Below are 22,730 nucleotides of genomic sequence, written 5' to 3' on the forward strand. Positions count from 1 at the left end.
GAACGTGCTGGGATGATCTGTGTCTTAAAATCCGAAATCCATGTCTATTCGTCCGGAACTTGTGCGACGCACAAGCCCGGGTGAGACATTTGTGACGCGCTTGAAGGCTCGCGCGAAGGATGCCTCAGACTCATAGCCCAACCGGGAAGCAACCTCGGCAACCGACAGGCCGCCTTGGCCCAACCACTCCCTGGCAAGCTGCATGCGTAGACGGGCGAGATAATGTGCTGCGCCTTCTCCAAGTATAGCGCTGAAGCGCTCGGCGAAGATCGAGCGCGACTGGCCTGCCACACCTGCGAGGCGTTCGAGGGTCCAGTTATAACCGGGGTTTCGATGTATGGCTGCCAACGCACGACCGATGTGAGGATCGCGGATGGCGGCGAGCCAACCGGTGGGCGCGGCTCCGCTGCAGTTGACCCAGCAGCGGATTAGTCGTGCTGCGAGCAAGTCCGCCATGCGCGATAAGACGGTCGCGCTCCCCATCTGCGGCTGTGTGGCCTCCGCCGACATAGCGGTCAGTAGGGGGCCAACGATCGGGTCATTGCCGGCCACATCGCAGCCCTTGATGATTGATGGCATCAGAGCGATAAGGGGGTTAAGCGCATGCGCGCTCAATGCCATGGAGCCGCAGAAGAGGGTGCTGGTGGCACCCGTTCCTTCCCGCACCACTTCGCAGACGTTGCTCCCCAGCCTCGTGATTTGACAGCTCTTAAGCGAATCGCCCTCAACCTCTGGCGCGCTCGCCAATCGATGCGCGATGCCTTGCGGCAGAAGCACCAGATCGCCATCGTTCAACTCCTGCCATCCTTCTGCCTCGGTATGGATCCAGCACGGACCCTGGCTGACGAAGTGAAAACGAAGCAGCTGTTGTTGCGGGAAGGCGATGCTCCACGGATGTCTGAGTTCGCAGCGCCCATAGTTGACTCCACTCAAGCGGAAGTCTTGCAGGACTTCGCTTAGTGCATCCATTGGAATAGTTGACGGCGACTTTGGTCGAGACGAATGGTCAACCATGGAGCAAATTTAGGTTTTAACCGTCCGGGATTCAAGCGGGATACCTGACGACGGCTCGGAGATCATGGCGCGCTATTTCCCTCGACGTGCTGCATCGATCACCACCACATTAATTTTCTTCATGGTCATCATTGCGTCGAAGGCGCGCTTGGCTTCTTCACCGCCTGCGGCAAGCGGTCTACGAGGGTACGAGGCGTGATCTGCCAGGATAGACCCCACTTATCCTTGCAGCAGCCGCACTCGCTTCCTGACCGCCATTGCCGACAATTGCTTTCCAACCACGATCAGTTTCTTCCTGATCCTCGGTGCTGATCTGGAACGAAAAGGCTTCGCTGTGCTTGAGCGTGGGACCCCGGTTCAAACCGATGCAAGAAACACCGGCAACCGTGAACTCGACGATCAAGGCGTGTCCCTCTTCTCCACTGGGATAATTTCCCGGTGTCCCGGATGATGGCTCCGACTTTGCTGGAAGGTGTCCGCATAGAAGCGCGCCGCTTCCTAGGCGTCCTTATTGTACCAGAGACAAATCTTGTTCTTAGACATCGCGTCGTCCTCCTGGTGATTGTCCTTCAGGTCGAGTGACCGACCTCACAAAAGTATGACGCGCCAGCGGCGGCCGATCCGACATCAGGGGGATCTGCGCGATGCGACGTTCAATTGAATGGCCAGCCTGCTCCGGTAACGCTGACGTCGACGGAAACGATTTGGCCGGTGCCGGCCATCTCACTCATTCTGTCCATGCCGAACCATTGCGCGGTGGTGATGAAGAGGGTCGAGCGATCATCGCCACCGAGCATGCAGGAAAAAGCCCCCCGATCTACCTTGACCTCGTCAAGCAACTCGCCGCCTTCTCGTACTCGGCGACAGCAGGCATTGGGGACGTCCGCATACCAGATGGCTTCCTGGCTGTCGAAACATATGCCGTCTGGCGGCCCGGGAATCTCTGCCCAGATCCGCCGATTCGAGAGCCGGCCGTCATCTGCCACACCGAAAGCAGTCAACTGCTTGGCCCAGCTTTCCGCGCAGACCAGGATGCGGCCATCGGCAGATAGCGCCATGCCGTTCGGAAATTGAAATCCCTCCGCCTGCTTCTCAACGCTGCCATCCGGCAGGATCAGCATAATCGCCGGCCCATTGACATAAATCCTGCCTGCAGCGTCGATGACGATTTCGTTCCATGCGCCCGGCCCCAGCGTGGCGAATTCCTTCAAGGCCTCGCCGTCGAAACACATGAGTGATGACGAACCGGACTGGACAACGAAGAGGTCGTTCTCTGGGCTTCCGATCACGCCGACAAGTTAAGAAAGAAATTTTCTCCGAGCGTGGGACTACGGGCGGTGGACCGACGCTTTGACGTTGTGGAGCGCTCTTCCGCTGCTGCTCAGGCTCAGGCTCGCCGCAATGCTATAGACTTCAATGCGATGGGCGGCGGCGAAGAGAAGCACCCCGCCGCTAGAAACCGCCAAATAATCCGCCAAAACGACGCCTACGTTCCCGGCGCAGATCTACCGCGGGTGAGCGCGAGCTTGATTCGAAGAATTCAGTCCCCATGTCTAAGTTATCATGAGTATTGTGGTGACACGACGAGAGCCCCAACGCCTCAAAGCAGGCCTCTAACCCGGACGCGAACGCCACTTGCGTCGCGTCCGGGGTCAGCCGCTCTTTTCAACAAAATGCGAGACGAGGATGGAGTGCGAATGCACTGCGGTCGTGCTCGCGCGCATTCGGCTTAGAGGCGACCATGATGATCTTCAGAAACCTGACGTCAGAAAATATTACCCTTGACCTTGCGACAAAGTGCAGGCGCTCGGCGCTTTCCAAGATCGCTGTAAAAATCGGTCGCGGAACCGGGCTTGATGATCGGGTAATTCTTCGCGGCATTTGGAGGCGAGAGAGGCGCGGCTCAACCGCCATTGGCCGTGGCGTCGCCGTCCCACACGCGCTGCTGCGCTCGATCTCCTCGCCAGTGATCTGGTTTACGCGATTAGCTCCTAGGATAGATTTCAACAGCCCTGACCTCGATCCAGTCGATCTCGTCTTTACCTTGCTTTGGCCGAGCTCTGAGGCTCGCACATTCCTGCCGGGTCTTTCGCAACTATTTCGGTTGGTGCGGGTGCCGTTAATCCGGGAACAACTGCGCCTGGCCCGGTTCCCTGACGAGGTGATGGCTATCGTGCAGAGCGATACCTGGCGGATCAACGAAATATCCGGAACCAATGCCGCTCGAAACATGGCGGTAAGGTGAACCATTGGAGGACACGAAAATGAAAAAAGACAGCCAGACCCCACGAAAGCCTTCAATCGTGATTGGCGATACGGATTATCGGCGATTGAACAACCTTGCGCTCGCCGCGGCCAACAGCCTTCCCGAGAGTTCCGATGGTCTTCTCCTTGAGCTCGAACGCGCACGCGTGGTTTCCGACAGCTCAGTGCCAGGCAGAGTGGTGCGAATGGGATCGACGGTGGAGTATGAAACTGACACGGGGGCTCACCGACTAGTAACGCTGGTGTTTCCAAAAGACGCCGATATTTCCGAGGGAAAGATATCCGTTCTGACCCCCATCGGGACTGCCCTTCTCGGCTTGTCTACGGGTCAGACAATGGGCTGGATCGCGCGAGATAACAGCAAGCACAAGCTGACGGTGCTGGCGGTTAAGCATCGGGCGGAAGCGAAGGCGTCCCCGGGACGCGACGCGTTCTTGCACAAAGGACAGAACGATCATCGCTAACGTGCGAATCCGTCTTAGATTATCGGAACAAAACATGTTGAACCCGTCAGTGGAAATAGCGAGCGAGGGCATCGTCCATCGACCACCAAGTCGTATTCTGCTCGCAACTGACTTCACGGCGCGATGTGATCGTGCGCAGCATCGGGCAGTGCAGCTTGCAACCGAATGGGATGCCGGGCTCACAGTCGTGCATGCGGTCGACGATGTCAGCTTGAGCGCAGACCCCTCAGCTCACGCCGCCTACAAGGCTGCTGCGTGTCGAAACGCACGGCGGTTGCGTGAAGAGTTGGTAGTGATCGAGGGCCTTCGCTCGTGCGTTCATGTCGATATCGGAACACCAGCAACAGTGATCCGGAAGCGGGCGGCGAGAGAGCGGGCCGATCTCATCGTCGCCGGCCACACAAGAAGCATGCTATCGGGTGAGCTGTCGATCGGAAGCACTCTTACTGCATTGGCGCGGTCGTCTGGTGTTCCCGTACTTGTGGTCAAGAAGAAGGTCTTCGAGACCCGGGCGCGGGCGCTACTGACGACTGACCTGACCGCTTCGTCCGGGCCAGCAATGCAGCTTGCTCTAAACTGGTTTCCTGATACCCAACACCGACTATTCCACGCGTTCGATCCGCCCTATCGAATGTGGGCGGAGGACAAGGCGAGTTATGCACGCAAATTCGAACAGTCGGCCCTCGACGAATGCGCCAGGTTCGTCACGAAAGCCGCTGGCGCGATGGCGCAGGACAGGTTCGATATCAGCGTGAGATGTGGCGACGTGGTGGATGCTCTCCGCCCGCTGGTGGACGAGGCTGATGTAGATCTTGTCATTGCCGGGACCCATAGCCGCACGGGCGTGATGAATCTGCTCCTGGGCAGTGTGGCATCTCGAATTGTGAATGAGATTCAAAGCGACGTGCTGATTGTACCAAGCAGCCTCCAATGATCTCCTGCCCTTGACGCCGTGGGCAGGGGGAATTGCCTATTCTGCGACGTCGGATGATTCAGCAAACAAGTGTCGCTTAATCGAGAATTTCGCGGCGCCGAACACGAAGGCAATTGCCGGCAGCAGCCAGCTGCCGCATCTTCTTGCATCGGCTGCAGGGCAACCTCGCTGCCGCCTGTGCCAGAGCCATTCGGCGTCGGAAAGTCCTACTCTCTTAATTCGACACCCGATTGTCGTGATCAAATGCATCGTCGAAGGAGGTCCCGCTCGCCACCGCGCTTATAAGAGCGGTTACTCCGTATGAACCGCCATTGCCTGATATCCATCGGCTGACGCGACATGCTGCTTTGGCATACAGGTCAGCGGACTGCGCGGACTCGATCCAAGCTTCGCGTGTCGTCGTCATCGAGCCATCGGGCGGAGCAAGGCAACGATCCTCAGCTGATGCGGGCTTCAAATAGCGGCTGTCATCGGAGACGACGACCGCGAGCCCCTCATCGAACCATTGCGGCACCGCACGCCGGTAGGTCTTGACGATGCCGATGCGACTATGCAGCTCGATGTGGGACAATTCATGGGCGGCAATTGTTACGGTGGTGCCACGCGGTGCTAGGAACAGAGCAATGTTCAGCAACGCCATACCTCTAGAACCACCTCCGCCGATCCGGCGATAACAGTCGTCATCTCCGCAAACGAAGATGTCCGGTCTGCCGACCATATCTGGATAAAAATTCCGAACACGATCTCGAGCAAAGCCGATGGCCTCAATCGCCTCCTGCGCCTGAGCAGTCGGCATGTCGCGCTCTAAAAAGACATGGTCTCCGGCGTTGCGGAATCCCATGCAATTCGGACACATCTCCGCGGCCAAGGCTGGGAGCGCCAATGCTATACTGATCAGCGGGGCCATCGTGAGGAACAGCACAATGCCCCCTGTCTTCACAAGGGCGATGCGTCGAGGAGCTCGCGAACCTATTCCTAGCATTTAGTCCTCCTTCATTGCACACGCTTCGCAGTCTCGCCCTCCTCCTCGCGCTCACAGGCTTGTTCCGGGTTGATCCGCTAGCGAAACTTCGCCTAATCGTCCAATAGGCAGCAACAGCACAAAGCCCGTGATGTGCGTTATCAGCAGCAAGGGCACATAGAGGATTATGATTTCGTAGGCTGATCCGAGCTCGCCCGGCGGCAAGTGCCGCGCGACGATCAACGTGGAAGTTCCTCCCAGATCGCCGCGCTATAGGCAAGCCCAACTGGAAACCGTGTGCATAGTCAACGACTATGTCGACGACGCCCACCCGTTAAATAAAATGACCAACACCCAAAACATGGGGTGGAAGCTCACTGCGGCCATGGAGAGCATAGCTGAAACACCGGTGGCAAAGTCGCCGAGTGCGGAAAATTCGGTAAATTCCTGTGGCAGGTTCGGCCCGACAACATCGGGAATCAGGAAGATAGCCCAATAAATCGGAAGCTGTGCAGGGCGGCAGTGGCACGATGTGCGTCTGTTCGACCAATCGATCTCAAGCGCGGCCATCTATAGATGCCCATGATTAGCAGCCAGGGCAAATACCCAAGGACGAGGTGGAGCTGAAATATGGCGGCGGCGGTCATGCGAATTCTCCTTCGTAGCGGATACCGGCTGTGGTTGCTTTAAATACGGCGCTCAGGATGCCAAGCCGGCCATCGAGAAGGTTGCGCCCTAGATTGGCGGCAGCTTTTGCAAAGTCCGGCCCCATGACGAGCCCGAGATTGAGCGCCGGCGATGGACCGGTCGAGCGGAGCTGGCTCGCCCATTCCTTGGCCGCCTCGGTGTCGTCGCGAACCAGAGATGCTCTGAACCCCGCCTCTTCGATCGCCTTTTGCGTCTGCGGGATCGAGAGGAGAAAACTTGTTGAGGATGTGGACGCCCACGGTAGGGGATAAGTCGGCTCGCCTTCACACAGGACGACATCATAGGTCGCAAACCTGCCGCCGGCCCTCAGGACACGCCGGATTTCAGCGTAAAGCCGATCGCGGGCGCCGATATTCATGGCCACATGCTGAAGAAACACCGCGTCGAATGTGGCATCCTCAAAAGGTAGCTCAAGAGCGCTTCCCACTTGAAAGCCGACCTGATCCTGCTGACCGGTACGCTGGGTCAAATAGCGGGCTGCCTGGATAAAGGGTTCGCTGAGGTCGATGCCTTTTACAGAGCAGCCATAGGTCGCCGCGAGGAAGCGAGCGGGTCCACCAACGCCGGCCCCAACATCGAGTACGGACATCCGAGCGGTAATTCCGGCGAGAGCAGCAAGCTCAACGGTTGCTGCCATGCCACGCGTGTGAAAGTGGTCGAGTGGGGCAAGCTCACTGGCATGGAGGATTTTGTCCTCCGAGCCGAAGCTGGAGAGTGCAGCCTTCAGCCGTTCGGTCAGACCAGCGGCGCGATAGTGGGCGCGTACTGCATCGAGTTCGTTGGTCATTGTGCTTTCCTTTTCTGGAGGCCTGGAAATCCGACGGCGCACTTGCGTTCGCGTCTAGAGCTTTTGCAGGAAGTCGATCATGGCAGCGCCGACGTCAGTTGCGCGCTCCTGTTGGGTCCAATGGCCGCAACCGGGGAGTATCAATGGGCGGTGGAGCTTCGGTACGAGCTTGGCTTGCTGCGGGATAAATTCACGATTGGCGGCGACAACGAAATCGCGGTCGCCTGCCATATAGAGAGCGGGAATGGTCACCGCGGCACCTTGTGTCACTCCTAAAAGCTCCCAGCTGCGATCGATGTTACGATACCAGCTCAGAGGGCCATGGAAGCCGCTGCGGGTGAATTCTTCGACGTATACATCCAGTTCGGCAGTCGTGATCCAGCCCGGCAAAGGTGGGTCATCCGCCAGAACCGCACCCCTTCGCTGGATCATTCCAGGCTCCAGATCGGCGGCCGCCGGGTCAGCGGCCCGCAACCCCTCGCCGGACATATGGAAGAAGAGGGAGCGCAGCGTCTGCCGCCTATTCTGTTCCATACCGATTTCGGCTTCCGGGGTGGCGAGATAGAGCTGGTAGTAAACTGCCTTGTCGTTCTGCGGCATTACTGTGGTTGGCAAAACCGAAGTGCCGAACCCCCGCGGCCTGAACGGAGCACTGAGGCCGATGACGGCGCGGAACCTATCCGGGCGCATCAACGCCGCCTGCCATGCAATCGTGGCCCCGAAATCATGACCGGCGATCACGGCCTGCTCGACATGCGAGGTATCGACGAGGCCAACCACGTCGCCAATGTAATCAAGGATAGTGTATTTCCCTCCATCCTGCAGACAGTCGCTTTGGCCATAGCCGCGGAGATCCGGTGCCACAGCGCGAAATCCTGCCTCGGCCAGCATCGTCAGCTGATGCCGCCACGAATACCAACACTCCGGAAAGCCGTGGAGAAGGATGACCAACGGCCCCGATCCCTGCTCGACCAAATGCATTCCTATGCCATTAGTCTCGACGACGTGGTGCGTCAGTTCTGGCACCTTCGGGTCAGCCCAGGATTTTGGCCCGTCGGGATTGGCGAGCCCTGCAGCCAGTGCACGGATCGGCTCGGCTACGACGGCACCTGCGGCGAGAGCGCCCGCCCCCAAAAGCACCGTACGTCTTGATAGGCTTGCTCCGCCGCTGTCGGGTAGGGGGCTTCCAGCCTCTCGTCCTCTCGGGTTTGCCATCGATGTCCCTCCATTTCGCAGGGAAACGATAGGTCCTCTTTCCGGGAGCGACTATTGCCGATAATGTTGATAGGCTATGAAGCAGAACTTCACGTCCTGGAGGAGATCGAGGTGATTCTGAGCGTTGCCGAGCATCGCGATTTTCGTCGTACGGCTGCTGAGCTTACGGTGCTCCTTCTGCGGTCAGCGAGGTCTTCCGTGCTCTCCAGAAGCGGAATGGGGGCAAACGGCTAGAACGATCTTGCCGCCTGAGCCGCTTTCTAGTCTACGATGCGCCTCGTCTGCCTGGGCGAGTGGTAGGATCGTCGGCTTCGCGACGTCCGAGCGGACAATCTCCAACGCCCGTTTTGCCGCTGCCGCAATTCGCTCAGGCTTGAGGTGGGACAGTCCGCCGGTCGACAGCCCCGATACGGAGAGGTTCCTGAGCCAGACGTCATCGCCGGAGATGCTCGTATCTGAACCACTGGCATTGCCGAGTATCATCAAGTGCCCGCGGGGCTTCAGGGCTCGCAGCATCATGAGCCGCAACTCCCCACCGACTGTATCAAAAGCGAAATCGAGATGCGGTGCCGCCTCGGCGAAGTGCGCTGGTGACGTTACTTCCGATGCACCGAGCAGCCCAAGTTCCTTTTCCATATCTGATTTGCCAGAAATTGCGACGATGCGAGCGGCTCCTGCCGCTAGGGCGGAAGCAATCAAGCTGCGACCCAGCCCACCAGATGCTCCGCTAATCGCCACTGTTGCCCCCCGCGGCATCTCTTTAACTGCCATCACTGCCGTGGCGCCATTGACCGCTATGGCCGCGGCAAAGGCGAGATCCGTTTCGGGCTGCAGGCGAACGGTCAGAGCCGCCTGCGCCAGCGCAATCTCTGCATAGCCACCGAGGCCCGGTCCTGTAAAGTCAGTGAGCAACGCCGCAACTGGTTGTCCGGTGGTGAAGCGGGTCACGCCAGGACCGACAGCTCGAATATAGCCCGAGACCTCAATGCCTGGTGTAAGCGGCAGCGGAAAGAAATCGAACTTGCCGGCGCGGATCAGCGTGTCCACAAAACCCACTCCGGCAAACGCCACGTCGATGCTGACTTGGCCAGCACCGGGCTGAGGATCTGCGGTTTCCCTCAGTTGTAAGCGGTCCAAACCTCCAAAAGATTCTAAAAGGATGGCTTTCATAACTGTCTCCTGTGTTGTGCGGCTAATAGATGGCGTATTTCCTCAGATATGATTATTGTCGAAACAGTGGGATCATTGATTAGAATATGTGTTGAATGGATCAGCTTAAAGCCTTGAAGGTCTTCTCTCGGACAATCGAACTCGGCAGCTTTGCCGCTGCCGCCCGAGATTTGGGGCTATCTCCCGCAATGGTGGGCAATCATGTGCGTGCGCTGGAAGAGTGGTTTGGAACACCGCTGCTGCGGCGCACGACCCGTCAACAAAACCTCACTGAAGAAGGCCGAGAACTTGCGCAACGGGCTGCAGCAATCCTTGCGGAAATGACCGAATTGGAGGAATTGGCCAAACGAGGATCAGATCCGGAGGGCCATGTCAGGATCTCGGCGCCTTTAGGAATAGGTCGACGCTTTGTGGCTCCGATCATTCGCCACGTGTCGCTACAATATCCGAAGCTAAGACTAGAGCTCAGGCTCTCGGATCAGCCGGAGGACATGGTGAGATCGGGCCTGGATCTCGCGATCCGCAACGGACCGCTTGTCGGTGGAGAGAGCATGATTGCACGCGTGCTTGCCAGACGGCCATTGGTGTTAGCTGCCGCGCCGGCTTACGCCAAGACGTTTGGGCTTCCTGCCTCTCTGGATGATCTGCGAGATCATCGAACGGTACGTTACTGCCGCGATGGACGCCCCCGTCAATGGCTTTTCCCCACCGATGAAGGCCTCGTCCAGCTTGATCCCCCGACGGGTTTCATGTCCGATGACATTGAAGCCCTGCGGGACGCTGCTCTCGATGGTGTCGGCATAACGTGGTTGCCGGATTGGCTGTTAGCTTCGCATTTCGATGACGGGTCACTGATGCAGGTGATGCCCGAACAACCGGCTTTCTCCGTCGAGACTTTTCTCGTTCGACCCGATGTGGCCCTCACACAGCGCGTTGCTGTCGTAAGGGACGCGCTCGCTTCGCAGTTGAAAGGCCAGCTGGGTTGGTTTGCCGGCGCTGGGCAATCTTGAAGCAGACAGCCCAACACCAGTACGTACAACGAGGCGCAAGATGCACGTGCAATTAAAGCACCCCAAGCTCTCGATTGCCTTCGAGGTAGTGCTATCCTAGGTCTCTCCTGCCCAGGCGACTGCCATATTCGTTAATACGTCGTGCATTCACATTTCAGAGTGAAATTTTAAAACTTCGATTAAAAGAGCAGGACCAGTCAATTCAGGGATTCAACATGCCTCTCAAGCTCTACCTTGCCGGCCCCGAAGTCTTCCTCCGAAACGCCCGCGAGATCTTAGATGCCAAAGCCGCGCTCACTCGTTCTTATGATTTCGAACCAATCTGCCCTGGCGACATTTTCATTGAGCCAGCGCCGACCCGACACGAGTTCGGGCTGAAGATCAGCGCCGTCGACGAAAGTATGATGAATAGCGCCGACGGCGTGATCGCCAATCTGACACCGTTTCGCGGAATGGCCGCCGACACCGGCACCGCCTTCGAGCTCGGTTACATATGCGCGCAGGGCAAACTCGTGGCAGCCTACACAAATATTACCGACAACCATTTCGCGCGCGTTGCCAGCTATTATGATGGCCAGATTGCACCAGACGAGACCGGCCGCAAACGCGGCCCGGATGGCACGGCTCTTGAGGATTTCGAGATGATCGACAACTTGATGCTGCATGGCGGGGTGGCACGCCGAGCAGGTCATATCGCGATTCATAGGGCGGCGTTCGACGCACTCTACACGGACCTGACGGGTTTTGAAGATTGCCTCAAGTACTTGGCGACACGAATTTGAGGTGTAACGATCCGAGCCGAACAACGGGCCGCCATTGCCGCTTGGCAGATCGTGAGAATGCGGCTGTTCCGGTGAGTTATGGCATTAAATTAGGTGGCCACGTCACAGGACAGCGTCCAGAACAATACCCCGCGATCGTGGCCCTCCGAGGCTCGACCGAAAAAGCCTAGGCCTCGATCACCTCGATATCTGGACGACCGGCGAGCGTCAGCCGTAGGCGACCGCGGTCAACCCGTTGGAGGACGATCGGCCCGGCCTTTTCCTCAAGCCGTCGGCGCAGCAGAATGAGCCGAGTTTCCAGATTGTCCTTGAAGTCCGGCAGTTGCAAGCGCCGATCGCGGCGGATTTCCCGGTTCAAAAAGTCCTGCTTGCCGCTGCGTACATAGTCCTCGAGAAAATGCAAAACACACCACTACACAAAGTGAGGAAGACCCACGATTGTAGCCATCCAGTGGCTGGTCGGTGATTGTCGAGCACCCGGCGCTTTCCGACCGTTCGATCAACCGAGACCCAATCGGCGAGTGCTGAACGGTCTAGATCGACACCCTGTCGGCGGTTGCACCCCCTCCACAGCTGAGACGACAAGAACAGGAGATTCTGGCGTTGGACTAATACGCCCGAGCGACAATTATCTCCTCTACCCCAGCTTGTCCGGTGAACAGGCATCGCTTGAACGATGTGGGTTGGTCGAGTGGAGCGTTGCGGATTGTGAGTTTCAACGTTTTGAGGAGGTCGACTATTTTTGCGAGGTCATCGCCGGTAGGCTTGGACCATGAGCATCGCAACCATCCTTTCGCATCGCTGGAATCGTCGCCATCGTCGGATGCTTCTCCAAAATAGGACTTTAGTGCCTCGAAGCTGTCGATATCGGTTCGGATATTGGCGTGAAGCCGCGTTTTTGCCTCCTCGAAAAGAGCCTGCTGGATATCAACGAGAAGTGACGGCACGGTATCGATGAACTCGGCCAACGAGACGGTTTCGGATGCCATCGCGCCACCGTCGCGAAGCTTGTCCCGGCGCATGAAGCTCACGACCTGACCAGCAGCATCGCGAGGTCCGATTTCGCAAATAATCGGTGCGCCGCGTTTGACCCAGTTCCAACGCTTGTCGGAGCTTTTGGTGAGCTTTTTGTCTACAAACGCGCGGACGGACATGCCGAAACACGATTGCGACCGAAGGCCACGCAGAATCTCGTCACAGAACGCGAGAACCGCCGCGTCTTCCGGCTTATCGCGAAGAATCGGCACGATGACCACCTGACGGGGGGCAACTGCCGGGGGACAACGAAGGCCGTCATCATCACCATGGGTCATAATGATGCCGCCAATAATCCTCGTTGAGAGCCCCCAACTTGATGTATGACAATAGCTGTTGCCGCCATCCTTGTTCTGGAACTTGATGTTTTGCGCCGTAGCGAAATGGGTTCCTAGATAATGAGCGGTGCCAGCTTGAAGCGCCTTGCCGTCCTGCATCATCGCTTCGATCGAATATGTGTTATCGGCTCCCGGGAAACGTTCGTGCTCCGGTTTTTCGCCTGCGACCACAGGAACCGCAAGGACCCTTTCGGCAAAGTCGCGATACAACTCCAGCGCATCGCGGGTGCTTTCCCGCGCCTCCGCTTCATCGGCATGTGCGGAATGACCTTCCTGCCAAAGGAATTCGGCCGTCCGGAGAAACAGGCGCGTTCTCATTTCCCAACGGACAACATTTGCCCATTGGTTGATGCACAGCGGGAGGTCGCGATAGCTCTGAATCCATCTCTGGAAGGATTCGCCGATGATTGTCTCAGACGTCGGCCGAACAATCAGCGGGTCTTCGAGTTTGGCGTCAGGATCAAGCTCTAGCTTGCCATCAATGTTTCTAAGCCTGTGGTGCGTGACCACCGCCATTTCCTTGGCGAACCCTTCGACGTGTTCCGCCTCCTTGGCAATAAAGCTCATGGGGATGAACAGAGGGAAGTAGCAGTTGTCAAATCCAAGGGCCTTGATACAGTCATCAAGCTGACGCTGCAAAAGCTCCCAAATACCGTAGCCCCATGGCTTAATGACCATGCAGCCCCGCACCGGGGAAAGTTCGGCCATGTCGGCATCGCGAACGACCGACTGATACCATTCGGGGAAGTTTTGGGCGCGGGCTATTTTAAGGGCGAACTTCTGCATTCGGTCAAAATCCAAATTGGATTGCGATGGGTGACAACATCGCACAGGTGCTACGCAGCCGACGCCTTCGGATGGCGACCCGAAGCCGTTTGCGTCTGTCACAATTGAATCACGATCAGCTCGGGAGGCTCCTTGTTGAAATCCGAATATCGAATCCACCGCGGCGTCGCTTTGAATATCACGGCCCCTCTCTCGATGAACTCCCTCGCGGCCGGAAGGCTGTTGAGATAAGCTTCCTGGTATTGTTCGATATCCGCGGCAGGAACCCTTGTTGCCTCACCCTCGTATTGCACCGTGATATTGTCGTTCCATCCGACTACGAATGCGACGCCTGGACGCTCCGCGAGATTGTCGAACTTTCGCGTTTCCTTGAAGGTGCTGAACACGGCCTCAAGATTGTCGCGCACCGAGAAGTCGACCGTAGCAGCCTCGGGCGTTCCATCACGATGGCAGGTCGCGATGACCGCCAAGGTGTGCTTTCTCAGGAATTCAAGGATCATGCGTTTCGTATGAAAATCATCCATTGTCCTGTCCCTCAGTGAGTATTCTCGATTTTTGTGCAGTCCCACTCGAAAGCCCGCCGGCTCAGCGGAGTTTGGCCGCCAGCGCCGCGAGCTTGCGAGATATGCGTTCGCCATCCGACCAAGCCATTGTTGCGTCCGTTCTAACCTCGTGCCTTCCAGGACGAATAAGACGGTCCATTCGAGATCGGCGCGAGCTTCGAACGCGGGTTACGTGGCTCCCGTCGAGAGGCTGTGCATGCAGATCACCAGTTCCGACTGCCGCGACACTCCTGTCTTGCGGAAGATCGACTTTAGTTGCTGCCTGGCAGTGCCTTCAACGATCCCCAGGGAACCGGCAGCCTCACGTACCGATGCGCCACGGCCGAGGGCATCCGCCAGCCTCAGTTCTGCTGGAGTTAATTTGAAGCGGCGCGCGAAGCTTGCAATGCCGGCGGAATTGTACCAGCTTGCCGTATCGATGATGATCGCCACAGCCGGGCCTATGAAAAAGTCGGCAAGCGCGTCCCTACAAATCTTTGCGAGGGTGACCTTAGTCAGACCTTGAGAGGTCATTACGACGTAGGAGTGCAGCCTTGGCGCAGCCGCTATCCCGTCGACCATTTCACGTAAGACGCCTTGGGCAGTCCTATCTCTGAGGGTCACCCTGCTGACAGGCGAAAGTCCGACGAGTTCCCCGGCTCCGAGGTGACGATCACCCAATGAGTTGGAACGTCTGAGCACTCCGCCTTCTCCGACAACCACAACCCCGATGTCAGCGTGATCGAGGATGGTTATTTGGTTCTCGGCGTTACCCCCTTGTTCCTGCCCGCGATAGAAACGGAACGCCTTATGGAGATGCGGGGAGAGTCCCGTGAGCACCTTGGCAGCGGCCATGTTGTCATCTGGATCGGGATTTGCGGTGAGCGTACTTAGAGCAAACAGCCTCCCGTTTTCGCGGGCAATCGTCACTCCGACGGCCGCCTCGCAATCAACATGCCGCAGGAAATCACAATAGTATTCTGTCTGGACGAGGTCGGCTCTCTCAAGCATTTGTTCGGAAACGACACCCAACCCAATAGGACGGATGGCTGCGCCTTTCATCCACGGGTTAATCTTCGAATAGTGCTGGGAATACGCGACGAGATCGTCCTCGCGCAGCCCGGAGGCCAATGAAAAAGAACCCTTATGCCTGACGGTGTCATGCAACAGAAACAGCGATTTCCCTGCGGGGAGTAAGTTGCTCAATTCGTCAAGGAAGCGCTGCCAAGTGGCCTCGCCGAGAAGGCAGGCATAGATTAGGTCGACAAGATGATCAGTCGTCCTTTCGACGTCGACAACGTGGTACGCCATGTTTTGCGCTGGGTCGCCCCGTCCCTGCGATTTGGAAACACCTAGTATCGTCGATTACGCAATCGTTATATTCGCAACTACGCTTATATAAGCACGTTATTGGTGCGAAGTCGACAGTAAGCGCCGAGGTCGATACTGGTATTGGCGGGCTCCGGACGAAGGGTTTGTTCTAGGCTAGTGCGCTTTCGGCTGACAACTGATCATACAACTCTGCGCGGGGCTTATCACAGATGGAAGACGACATCGCTCGCAGGGGGCCGCAATTTCTTGCTAGCTTGGCGAGGCGCGAGGGTATGGTAGGCTGTTTGCGCCTCGGTGCTCCTTCCGCAAGGTATCAGGCTGTGGCAAGCGATAGCAATCGATCGCAGCCGGATGATACGGCGTCGCGCGCCGCCATGGCAGTCATCACGAAGGCGTCTATCTGCTCGCGCGTGTGATTATGCATCAAGTGCACCCGCCAACGACATCCGTTCTTCGCGACGGCGGGATACTCGACGAGATTAACGATCGCGCCGTTGTTCAGCATGTAGGAGGTCATCTTGCGCGACAGTCCGTTGGACCCGGGCACGACCGGAACGATCGCGCTTGGCTCTCCGATGACCTGAAATCCGGCGCTTTGGACGGATGAGCGCATGTGCATGACGTTGCCCATCAAGCGCTTCCTCCGACGCTCGCCTTCGGAACTGTCGACGATACCGAGCTAGGAAAGCACCGCGGCCGCCTGCTCGGCGATATCGCGTTGGTGAAGGTCAGAGGGCCGCACGTGTATCTCAGCGGGAGTTTCAGCTCCGTCCTGTTCGAGGCGACGAAACCGCCGTTGGAACCGAATGTCTTGGAGAAGCTCCCCATAACGATGTTGACATTCTTCAAAGCACCCTGCAACCGCCCTCGTTCGAGCAGTGTGGGAACCGGTGGACGTTGCCCGTCGCGGCGTCGGCTCCCTCCTGGAGGCAGGCATGTGCAAGAACGTCGATGACGACATGGGCATCCCGGCGCACGAGCGTCCTGATGAGCCCGTAGCCAGCTCCCCAGCCGGTCGGGAACACGGTTGCATCGGCGAGCCCAAGAAAGGTGGCGAGCTTCCTCTCCAGTTCGATCGTCATCTCCGTAAGCCCCATCAAGGCCGACGATCCCGCGCTGTGGACCCCGTACCGCTCGGCCGCTTCCGTCGCCACATTGATGACGCGTTTCTCCGTCGCGAGGTTCAGGTAATCCTGGGATGCGAAGTTCACGCCGGGAAAGGGTTCCCCGTTTCTCGCGTAGGCGACGATTTCGGTGTCGATCCAGGCGGCGGTATATTTGCTGTAGGGATCGAGGCCGTTCCGCGTCCGCGCGTCCATCCACCCGGTCAGGGGCTTCTATCGACTAGGGAGGTTGTCGATGATTGCCTGGTCGTAGTAGTCGGTTGTCACCCCATCAAAGACATCGAATTCCGCGCTATCCACGGTGCTATCCCCCAAGGCCGCATGACCGGACCTGGAGGATACGGAGGTGCTGGGGGCAGGTCATATCCCATTTGGGAGATGTGAGCACACAGATCGCGGCGTACCTATGGACCATCAAACTGGAGGGAAAACTATGAAACGCATAATTTCGATCGCGATCGCCGCAAGCCTGGCCACTGCCACATCATTTGGCGTTGCGCAGGCCAACATGAAGATGCCCAAAAATGCCAAGGCGCTGACGGCCGAGGAAACAACAAGACTCTACGTTGGCAACACCGCCATATGGGACACCGATGGGGGGAAGGTGAGTTACACATGGACAGCGGATGGCAACGTGCTCGGCATCATGGACAAGAAGGATGGCAAGAAGGCCTGGGCCGAAGGTAAGTGGACCGTCAAGGATAACGAATTCTGCTATGACGTAGTTTGGCGAGGCAAAAAGACCGGAGACGGCACCAAGTGGGCCCCGTGCGTTTCCTGGTTCAAGGTAGGGAAGGTTTTTTGGAGCAAGAACGGATCAGGAAACGGAGAGTGGACCGGTAACGTCTGTGATTGCGAATTCAGGGACAGCTTCAAGATGGGTGACAAAGTTTCTGGGCGGATGGAGACGGTTAAGGCATCTCTACCAGATTAAGTCTGAGGCGGCAGCATGATCTGAGTGCGGTGAACGGTGATCTCGGACCGTTCCCGCACTGCCGGGGCTCATCGCAATACCCAAACCGGGAGACCGTGATGGCAGCGAAAGATTCACCCACTCAACAAAAGCAATGCGCGTTTCGCCTCGCCGAAAGGTCCGTCTCTTTCCGATCGGCTTGAAAGCTACTCCACCTGGATCGAAGCACGCATAAGCGAAAGCGCTCATTTCCCCGCACCTTTTCCCATCGGGGCCTGTGTCGCATGAAGTGTCCACTTGAAATAGGTGGACACCAAATATGAGTGACGATGGTGGGCAGAAGCTGCGTGTGCGGCTTGTTGGGCGTGATGGGCGACGCCGCTATGATCCTGGATCGAAGGAGCGGCTTGTTGCGGCCTGCCTTCAGCCTGGTGTGTCGATATCAGGCCTTGCGCTTGCCCATGGGATCAATGCCAACCTTCTGCGCAAGTGGGTCAAGGATGCCAAGGAGACTGGCTCCTCGGTGAGATCAGCAAGATCGGCGTTTATCCCAGTCGTCGCAGCAGACTACAGCCTGCCTGTCGAGAACGGCTCGTTGGATATGCCGGCCACGTGTGGTGAAACCCATGCGGCAACACAGGAAAAGACAGCCCATCTGTCGCGATTTTCCAAAATCAGCGCATTGCTTCCGAACGGCGTGAAGCTTTCGCTGGAATGCGGTGATGTGGATGCGTTGACGGCCATCATCGGAGCTCTGGGTCATGTTCAGACTACGTGATGATCTCAAGGTCTACCTGCATCGCGAACCGATCGACTTTCGCGCCGGCATCAACAGCCTTGCGGTCCTGGTGCAGGAGGTGATGGAGCTCGACCCGTTTGCGCCTGCGGTCTTTGCGTTTTGCAATCGCCGCCGCGACCGGATGAAACTCCTGTTCTTCGATCGGTCCGGTTTTGTGATGGTCCTGAAGCGATTGACGGAAGACAGGTTCCGGTGGCCGCGCCGGGAGACGGCGGTGGTGGCGCTTTCGACCGAGCAGCTCCACTGGATCCTCGACGGTATCGATATCGATGCGATGGTCCGCCATCCGGTGCGGCAATACCAGATCGCCGGCTGACGGCTCTCGACTTCTGCGGTTGACGCGGCGGTGCGGTTCAGATTCAAGAATCTGATGATCAGACCCGGCGAACCGACTGTTGAGGAGTTGATGGCGCGCATTGCGGCGCTGCAGGCGGAAAACCGTCAGCTCACGGAACGCGTGGTCAAGCTCGAGGAAGAACTGGCACTGGCGCGGCTCCATCGTTTTGCGCCGAAGAGCGAGAAGCACATCGATCGGCTGTTCAACGAAGCCGAGCAGGTTGCCGATGAAGACGACGCCGGCGGCGAAGACGGTGGTGTCGTCGACCTGCCGGACACTGGCTTTGCGTCCGCCGGAAAGCCGGAGGGAAAGAAGCGTGGCCGCAAGCCCCTACCGGAACACCTGCCGCGCGAGCGTGTCGAGTATGATCTTACCGACGACCAGAAGGCCTGTCCTTGCTGCCTTCACCAGATGCATCGCATGGGCGAGGCCGTCACCGAACAGCTCCATATCGAGGTGAAGGCGAAGGTCCTGCAGAATGTGCGCTTCAAGTACGCCTGCCGCCATTGCGACCGAACCGGTATCAACACGCCTGTTGTCATCGCGCCGATGCCCGCACAGCCCTTGCCTGGCAGCATCGCCACGGCCTCGACGCTGGCCTTCGCGCTCGTCCACAAATATGTCGATGGCACGCCGCTCTATCGTCTGGCCCAGGCCTTCGAGCGTGCCGGCGTTCCCGTCAGCCGCGGCGCTCTCGGTCACTGGGTGATCGGATCGAGCGAGAAGCATCTCTCCCGCATCTATGACGCGCTGAAGCTGCGGCTCAGGTCGCAGCCGCTCATCCACGGCGATGAGACGACGGTCCAGGTCTTGAAGGAAAAGGACCGGGAGGCCACCAGCACATCATTCATGTGGGCGTATCGGAGTGGAGAGGACAGCCACGAGCCGATCGTGCTTCTCGATTATCAACCCGGCCGCGGCCAAATTTATCCGCAGGCCTTCCTCGGCGATTACCGCGGCATACTGATGAGCGATGGCTATTCCGCCTGGCGCACGCTGGCAGGGGCCACCCATCTGGGATGCATGGCCCATTCCAGGCGTCGCTTCGTCGATGCACTGAAGGCAAGGAAGAAAGGCGGCGGTCCGCCGGAGCAGGCGCTGAAGTTCTTCGAGCAGCTCTACCGGATTGAGAGCCAGGCGCGCAGCGAGAAGCCGGACATTGCCGCCGGTACCGACAAGGACGAAACACAAGCCGACTGCATTCGCCGCTTCCGCCAGCAACACAGCGTGCCCATCCTCAATGCTCTCAAGGCATGGCTCGACGACATAACGCCGAAGGTCCTGCCCGACAGCAAGATCGGCGATGCCGTGTCCTACACCCTGAACCAGTGGGAGTACCTGACGCGTTACACTGAAGACGGCAGGATGCCGATCGACAACAACTTGCTTGAGCGCGACATCAGGATTTTTGCCACGGGAAGAAAGAGTTGGCTGTTCAGCGACACCGTGGACGGAGCCAGGGCCAGCGCCGTCGTCTACAGCCTCATGCTGACCTGCAGAGCTTGCGATATCGAACCCTTGGCCTATATGCGTCACGTTCTTAGCGAATTACCGCAGCGTGCAACAGATGCCGACATCACCGACCTGCTGCCCTTCAACTTCCCAAAAGCCGCCGCTGCCTGATCCGATGCAGCCGTCTAACAGCGACCAAATCAAACCGGCCACGTCAACGCGCATGGAAATGAGCGCTTACGGACATTCTGCCCATATCGGGGAAGAAGTCGAGATCCATTACCGCTGGCATGCGTTTTATGGTCGGCATGTCCGACGCTACTACGGCGAGCAGCGCAGCGGATCGGAAGTCGTAGTTGTCGAGCACGAACCCGGAGTAACGACGGCTGTGGACCGGTGGATGCTCGACCGCGCGACCTGTGCCTCGATGACATTGGGAGAGCCGCAGGTATCGTTGCAAGCGCTGACGGACCTCGATCGGGTACTCAAGGATCACGGACTCAGGCAAGTCTTTTCGGATGACACAACAGTTATCGAGGAGGCATGCGATGAAAGCACGACAGCACCCCGCCATCGTAAAACCCTGCCAGCTCAGCATGACGTTGGAAACACCCGAGTTGACGCGAATGAACACGGCGGAGCGACAAGCAATGATTTTGCGCCTCGCGCAATTGATCCTGCAGGCGGGCGGGATAAGAATCATGGAGGCCGGCGATGACGAACGTTGATCTTCCCGCATCGCTGCTAAAGCGGAAGGCCGTCGTTTATGTCCGTCAGTCCACACCCGCCCAAGTGCAATTCAATCGCGAGAGCCAGCGGCGCCAGTATGAACTTGTCGAGGAGGCACGGCGGCGTGGATTTCGAGATGTCGAGGTCATAGATGACGATCTTGGCCGTTCGGCGAGCGGGACCGTCGCGCGACCGGGGTTTGACAAGCTGGTGGCTTGGTTGTGTGCTGGTAATGTAGGCGCCATCCTTTGTCTCGACGCTTCCCGTCTCGCCCGTAACGGCCGAGACTGGCATCACCTATTAAAACTGTGCGGCCTTGTTGAAGCTCGGGTGATCGACCTCGACGGTGTTTACAATCCTTGCCGTCCGAATGACCGGCTATTGTTGGGCATGAAGGGGAGTATCAGCGAATTCGAGTTAAATATTTTGCGAACTCGCATGCACGAAGCGGTCCGCTCCAAGGCACGACGAGGAGAACTGCGTATTGGCGTGCCGATTGGCTATATCTGGCATCGCGAGATCGGCCTTGGCCTGGATCCTGACGCTCGCGTCCAGGAGGCAGTGCGGCAGATATTCAGCCGTTTTCGCCAACTGGGAAGCGCTCGTCAGACCCATTTGGCGCTGCATCGCGAAGGAATGCATTTTCCTCGCCCTTCGGATGGCAGGAAACTGACGGCGCTCGACTGGACGCCGATCCGCTATCGCAATGTGATCTCGGTGTTGAAGAATCCGTTTTATGCTGGAGCTTATGCCTATGGCAAAAGCAAGAGCAGAACCGAAGTCGTCGACGGCCGCCCCCACAAGACGTACGGTCACCTTCTGCCACTCAACGAGTATGAGGTCCTTTTGAAGGATCACCATGAAGGTTATATCGACTGGGGAATATACGAGCGTAATCAGAAGCAACTCGCCATTAATGCATATGGTCAACGCGACGGAGCCAAGTCTGGGCGAGGTGGCCGATCCCTATTGATCGGGTTGATGACCTGCGGCCAATGCGGGCATCGGCTGAGGGTAGCGTATCGAGGGCGTTACCCTTATCCTGTCTACCAATGCGTCGGCCGGACGGCTCTCGGACTACCACGGTGCATGTGTTTTGGCGGCCAGCGGGTCGACACGGCGATTGCGCGTGAGTTGGTGCGGGTCGTTCAGCCGATTGCAATTCAAGCAGCGCTTGTTGCAGAGCGGACGCACATGGAAACCCAACGGGAACAACAGCGCATTCTCGAACTCGAGTTGCAACAAGCTCGTTACGAAGCTTCCCTCGCCGAGCGGCGCTACGCGGCGTGCGATCCGGATAATCGCCTGATTGCCGCACAGCTCGAGAAGAACTGGGAGACATCACTACGCCGTGTCGGCGAGTATGAGGCTCGTCTGGAAGACATGAAGATGTCCAACTCGGCTATGCCCAAGCCCGATTTTACAGGCCTTGCCGAAGATCTCGACGTAGCCTGGTCGTCTTCCAACGTGTCGATGCGCACGCGCCAGCAGTTGGTGCGCGCGCTCATAAACGACATTACCGTCAACCTCGATGAGGCCGACAGCGAGATCGTGCTGACGATCCATTGGAAGGGTGGTCGACATTCCACCCTCCGCTTGCGCAAACCACAATCCGGTGAACACGAATGTGTCACGTCCGACGACGCCTTGGCCGTCATAGAGAGTATGGCGAGCCGTTGGTCTGATGAGCACATCGCTGCGACCTTGAATCGGATGGGACTACCGACTGCTCAAGGCAAGACCTGGACAGCAAAACGCGTCGGCTCGATCCGCCGCGTGCGTGGAATTCAAGCTGGCTAACGCTAACCGAAGCTGCCAAGGCTAGTAACGTTACTGCTCATCGTATTCGCAGCCTGATAGCGGCCGGAATATTGCCGGCCCAACAGGTTGTTCCTGGCGCGCCGTACCAAATTAACGCCTCGGATCTTCGCAATCCCGGCGTCACAACTGCGATGAGGCGGAAAGGGCGCCCGTGTCAGTCGCCGCCGGAAAGTCAAATTCCAATGTTTACAGACACTTGAATAGGGGGTGCA

23 protein-coding genes and 2 pseudogenes are annotated in these 22,730 nt (G+C 58.0%); 11 read left to right on the forward strand and 14 right to left on the reverse strand.

The window, feature by feature from the left end; translation table 11 throughout:
• Positions 1 to 24: 24 nt before the first annotated feature.
• The 3 genes and pseudogenes from QDY28_RS15765 to QDY28_RS15775 all read right to left on the reverse strand — a co-directional run bounded on the left by QDY28_RS15765 (position 25) and on the right by QDY28_RS15775 (position 2,246).
• The gene (locus tag QDY28_RS15765; protein ID WP_331382618.1) at positions 25 to 1,014 is read right to left on the reverse strand and encodes an AraC family transcriptional regulator; all 990 of its coding nucleotides are present in this window, start codon (positions 1,012 to 1,014) and stop codon (positions 25 to 27) included.
• 72 nt (positions 1,015 to 1,086) lie between these two features.
• Positions 1,087 to 1,557: pseudogene (locus tag QDY28_RS15770) on the reverse strand (VOC family protein).
• 110 nt (positions 1,558 to 1,667) lie between these two features.
• Entirely contained in the window at positions 1,668 to 2,246 is a 579-nt protein-coding gene (locus QDY28_RS15775; RefSeq protein WP_331382677.1) for an SMP-30/gluconolactonase/LRE family protein, read from the reverse strand.
• A gap of 509 nt (positions 2,247 to 2,755) precedes the next feature.
• On the opposite strand from QDY28_RS15775, the gene QDY28_RS15780 reads away from it, so the two are divergent.
• The 3 genes from QDY28_RS15780 to QDY28_RS15790 are packed head-to-tail and all read left to right on the forward strand — an operon-like array spanning position 2,756 to position 4,677.
• Positions 2,756 to 3,259 (forward strand): PTS sugar transporter subunit IIA, encoded by a 504-nt coding sequence (locus QDY28_RS15780; RefSeq protein WP_331382619.1) that lies wholly within the window; start codon positions 2,756 to 2,758, stop codon positions 3,257 to 3,259.
• A gap of 19 nt (positions 3,260 to 3,278) precedes the next feature.
• A complete protein-coding gene (gene rnk / locus QDY28_RS15785) occupies positions 3,279 to 3,743 on the forward strand; it encodes a nucleoside diphosphate kinase regulator (protein ID WP_331382620.1) in 465 nt (154 codons plus the stop codon).
• 34 nt (positions 3,744 to 3,777) lie between these two features.
• Complete coding sequence (locus QDY28_RS15790) at positions 3,778 to 4,677, forward strand: universal stress protein (RefSeq protein WP_331382621.1); 900 nt, start codon at positions 3,778 to 3,780, stop codon at positions 4,675 to 4,677.
• Between the two features lie 214 nt (positions 4,678 to 4,891).
• Here QDY28_RS15790 and QDY28_RS15795 read toward each other — a convergent pair whose 3' ends face one another.
• The 5 genes from QDY28_RS15795 to QDY28_RS15815 all read right to left on the reverse strand — a co-directional run bounded on the left by QDY28_RS15795 (position 4,892) and on the right by QDY28_RS15815 (position 9,518).
• Entirely contained in the window at positions 4,892 to 5,518 is a 627-nt protein-coding gene (locus QDY28_RS15795; RefSeq protein ID WP_331382622.1) for a hypothetical protein, read from the reverse strand.
• Between the two features lie 432 nt (positions 5,519 to 5,950).
• On the reverse strand, positions 5,951 to 6,208 hold the full coding sequence (locus QDY28_RS15800; protein WP_331382623.1) for a hypothetical protein: 258 nt from the start codon (positions 6,206 to 6,208) through the stop codon (positions 5,951 to 5,953).
• A 73-nt stretch (positions 6,209 to 6,281) separates the two neighbouring features.
• Positions 6,282 to 7,133 (reverse strand): class I SAM-dependent methyltransferase, encoded by an 852-nt coding sequence (locus tag QDY28_RS15805; RefSeq protein ID WP_331382624.1) that lies wholly within the window; start codon positions 7,131 to 7,133, stop codon positions 6,282 to 6,284.
• Positions 7,134 to 7,187: 54 nt separating this feature from the next.
• The gene (locus tag QDY28_RS15810; RefSeq protein WP_331382625.1) at positions 7,188 to 8,348 is read right to left on the reverse strand and encodes an alpha/beta fold hydrolase; all 1,161 of its coding nucleotides are present in this window, start codon (positions 8,346 to 8,348) and stop codon (positions 7,188 to 7,190) included.
• Positions 8,349 to 8,531: 183 nt separating this feature from the next.
• Positions 8,532 to 9,518, reverse strand: coding sequence for a quinone oxidoreductase family protein (locus QDY28_RS15815; RefSeq protein ID WP_331382626.1), 987 nt, complete (start codon positions 9,516 to 9,518; stop codon positions 8,532 to 8,534).
• A 95-nt stretch (positions 9,519 to 9,613) separates the two neighbouring features.
• Between QDY28_RS15815 and QDY28_RS15820 the strand changes: the two genes are divergently transcribed.
• Positions 9,614 to 10,528, forward strand: coding sequence for a LysR family transcriptional regulator (locus QDY28_RS15820; RefSeq protein ID WP_331382627.1), 915 nt, complete (start codon positions 9,614 to 9,616; stop codon positions 10,526 to 10,528).
• 215 nt (positions 10,529 to 10,743) lie between these two features.
• On the forward strand, positions 10,744 to 11,310 hold the full coding sequence (locus QDY28_RS15825) for a nucleoside 2-deoxyribosyltransferase (RefSeq protein WP_331382628.1): 567 nt from the start codon (positions 10,744 to 10,746) through the stop codon (positions 11,308 to 11,310).
• A gap of 166 nt (positions 11,311 to 11,476) precedes the next feature.
• Here QDY28_RS15825 and QDY28_RS15830 read toward each other — a convergent pair whose 3' ends face one another.
• The 6 genes from QDY28_RS15830 to QDY28_RS15855 all read right to left on the reverse strand — a co-directional run bounded on the left by QDY28_RS15830 (position 11,477) and on the right by QDY28_RS15855 (position 16,662).
• A complete protein-coding gene (locus QDY28_RS15830; RefSeq protein ID WP_331382629.1) occupies positions 11,477 to 11,713 on the reverse strand; it encodes a hypothetical protein in 237 nt (78 codons plus the stop codon).
• Between the two features lie 205 nt (positions 11,714 to 11,918).
• Positions 11,919 to 13,469 carry an aminoacyl--tRNA ligase-related protein gene (locus QDY28_RS15835; protein ID WP_331382630.1) on the reverse strand — a complete coding sequence of 517 codons (1,551 nt, stop codon included), beginning with the start codon at positions 13,467 to 13,469 and terminating at the stop codon, positions 11,919 to 11,921.
• 98 nt (positions 13,470 to 13,567) lie between these two features.
• Positions 13,568 to 14,107 (reverse strand): pyridoxamine 5'-phosphate oxidase family protein, encoded by a 540-nt coding sequence (locus QDY28_RS15840; RefSeq protein ID WP_331382631.1) that lies wholly within the window; start codon positions 14,105 to 14,107, stop codon positions 13,568 to 13,570.
• Positions 14,108 to 14,200: 93 nt separating this feature from the next.
• Positions 14,201 to 15,322 (reverse strand): helix-turn-helix transcriptional regulator, encoded by a 1,122-nt coding sequence (locus QDY28_RS15845; protein WP_331382632.1) that lies wholly within the window; start codon positions 15,320 to 15,322, stop codon positions 14,201 to 14,203.
• 334 nt (positions 15,323 to 15,656) lie between these two features.
• Entirely contained in the window at positions 15,657 to 16,016 is a 360-nt protein-coding gene (locus QDY28_RS15850; protein ID WP_331382678.1) for an aminotransferase class I/II-fold pyridoxal phosphate-dependent enzyme, read from the reverse strand.
• Between the two features lie 172 nt (positions 16,017 to 16,188).
• Entirely contained in the window at positions 16,189 to 16,662 is a 474-nt protein-coding gene (locus tag QDY28_RS15855) for a hypothetical protein (RefSeq protein WP_331382633.1), read from the reverse strand.
• A gap of 238 nt (positions 16,663 to 16,900) precedes the next feature.
• On the opposite strand from QDY28_RS15855, the gene QDY28_RS15860 reads away from it, so the two are divergent.
• From QDY28_RS15860 to QDY28_RS15885, 6 genes and pseudogenes are all read left to right on the forward strand, one after another.
• Positions 16,901 to 17,401: a DUF995 domain-containing protein gene (locus tag QDY28_RS15860; RefSeq protein ID WP_331382634.1), complete on the forward strand. Its 501-nt coding sequence runs from the start codon at positions 16,901 to 16,903 to the stop codon at positions 17,399 to 17,401.
• Between the two features lie 298 nt (positions 17,402 to 17,699).
• Positions 17,700 to 18,158 carry an IS66-like element accessory protein TnpA gene (gene tnpA / locus QDY28_RS15865; protein ID WP_331382635.1) on the forward strand — a complete coding sequence of 153 codons (459 nt, stop codon included), beginning with the start codon at positions 17,700 to 17,702 and terminating at the stop codon, positions 18,156 to 18,158.
• Entirely contained in the window at positions 18,142 to 18,495 is a 354-nt protein-coding gene (tnpB, locus tag QDY28_RS15870) for an IS66 family insertion sequence element accessory protein TnpB (RefSeq protein WP_331382636.1), read from the forward strand. The genes tnpA and tnpB overlap by 17 nt, the downstream gene beginning before the upstream one ends.
• A gap of 54 nt (positions 18,496 to 18,549) precedes the next feature.
• Positions 18,550 to 20,139, forward strand: a complete 1,590-nt coding sequence (gene tnpC / locus QDY28_RS15875; RefSeq protein ID WP_331382637.1) for an IS66 family transposase — start codon at positions 18,550 to 18,552, stop codon at positions 20,137 to 20,139.
• Between the two features lie 52 nt (positions 20,140 to 20,191).
• On the forward strand, positions 20,192 to 20,686 hold the full coding sequence (locus tag QDY28_RS15880) for a hypothetical protein (protein WP_331382638.1): 495 nt from the start codon (positions 20,192 to 20,194) through the stop codon (positions 20,684 to 20,686).
• Positions 20,683 to 22,718 (forward strand): annotated as a pseudogene (locus QDY28_RS15885) (recombinase family protein). Before QDY28_RS15880 ends, QDY28_RS15885 begins: the two are co-directional and overlap by 4 nt.
• Positions 22,719 to 22,730: the final 12 nt, after the last annotated feature.

The organism is Rhizobium sp. BR 362, assembly GCF_036528765.1.
Taxonomy (GTDB): domain Bacteria; phylum Pseudomonadota; class Alphaproteobacteria; order Rhizobiales; family Rhizobiaceae; genus Rhizobium.

Excerpts from the sequence above, each read along its gene's own strand:
- QDY28_RS15765 (WP_331382618.1), bottom strand. The coding sequence starts at position 1,014 with ATGGTTGACCATTCGTCTCGACCAAAGTCGCCGTCAACTATTCCAATG.
- QDY28_RS15775 (WP_331382677.1), bottom strand. The coding sequence starts at position 2,246 with ATGTGTTTCGACGGCGAGGCCTTGAAGGAATTCGCCACGCTGGGGCCG.
- QDY28_RS15780 (WP_331382619.1), top strand. The coding sequence starts at position 2,756 with ATGATGATCTTCAGAAACCTGACGTCAGAAAATATTACCCTTGACCTT.
- rnk (WP_331382620.1), top strand. The coding sequence starts at position 3,279 with ATGAAAAAAGACAGCCAGACCCCACGAAAGCCTTCAATCGTGATTGGC.
- QDY28_RS15790 (WP_331382621.1), top strand. The coding sequence starts at position 3,778 with ATGTTGAACCCGTCAGTGGAAATAGCGAGCGAGGGCATCGTCCATCGA.
- QDY28_RS15795 (WP_331382622.1), bottom strand. The coding sequence starts at position 5,518 with ATGGGATTCCGCAACGCCGGAGACCATGTCTTTTTAGAGCGCGACATG.
- QDY28_RS15800 (WP_331382623.1), bottom strand. The coding sequence starts at position 6,208 with ATGGCCGCGCTTGAGATCGATTGGTCGAACAGACGCACATCGTGCCAC.
- QDY28_RS15805 (WP_331382624.1), bottom strand. The coding sequence starts at position 7,133 with ATGACCAACGAACTCGATGCAGTACGCGCCCACTATCGCGCCGCTGGT.
- QDY28_RS15810 (WP_331382625.1), bottom strand. The coding sequence starts at position 8,348 with ATGGCAAACCCGAGAGGACGAGAGGCTGGAAGCCCCCTACCCGACAGC.
- QDY28_RS15815 (WP_331382626.1), bottom strand. The coding sequence starts at position 9,518 with ATGAAAGCCATCCTTTTAGAATCTTTTGGAGGTTTGGACCGCTTACAA.
- QDY28_RS15820 (WP_331382627.1), top strand. The coding sequence starts at position 9,614 with ATGGATCAGCTTAAAGCCTTGAAGGTCTTCTCTCGGACAATCGAACTC.
- QDY28_RS15825 (WP_331382628.1), top strand. The coding sequence starts at position 10,744 with ATGCCTCTCAAGCTCTACCTTGCCGGCCCCGAAGTCTTCCTCCGAAAC.
- QDY28_RS15835 (WP_331382630.1), bottom strand. The coding sequence starts at position 13,469 with ATGCAGAAGTTCGCCCTTAAAATAGCCCGCGCCCAAAACTTCCCCGAA.
- QDY28_RS15840 (WP_331382631.1), bottom strand. The coding sequence starts at position 14,107 with ATGGCGAACGCATATCTCGCAAGCTCGCGGCGCTGGCGGCCAAACTCC.
- QDY28_RS15845 (WP_331382632.1), bottom strand. The coding sequence starts at position 15,322 with ATGGCGTACCACGTTGTCGACGTCGAAAGGACGACTGATCATCTTGTC.
- QDY28_RS15855 (WP_331382633.1), bottom strand. The coding sequence starts at position 16,662 with ATGGACGCGCGGACGCGGAACGGCCTCGATCCCTACAGCAAATATACC.
- QDY28_RS15860 (WP_331382634.1), top strand. The coding sequence starts at position 16,901 with ATGAAACGCATAATTTCGATCGCGATCGCCGCAAGCCTGGCCACTGCC.
- tnpA (WP_331382635.1), top strand. The coding sequence starts at position 17,700 with ATGAGTGACGATGGTGGGCAGAAGCTGCGTGTGCGGCTTGTTGGGCGT.
- tnpB (WP_331382636.1), top strand. The coding sequence starts at position 18,142 with ATGTTCAGACTACGTGATGATCTCAAGGTCTACCTGCATCGCGAACCG.
- tnpC (WP_331382637.1), top strand. The coding sequence starts at position 18,550 with ATGATCAGACCCGGCGAACCGACTGTTGAGGAGTTGATGGCGCGCATT.
- QDY28_RS15880 (WP_331382638.1), top strand. The coding sequence starts at position 20,192 with ATGGAAATGAGCGCTTACGGACATTCTGCCCATATCGGGGAAGAAGTC.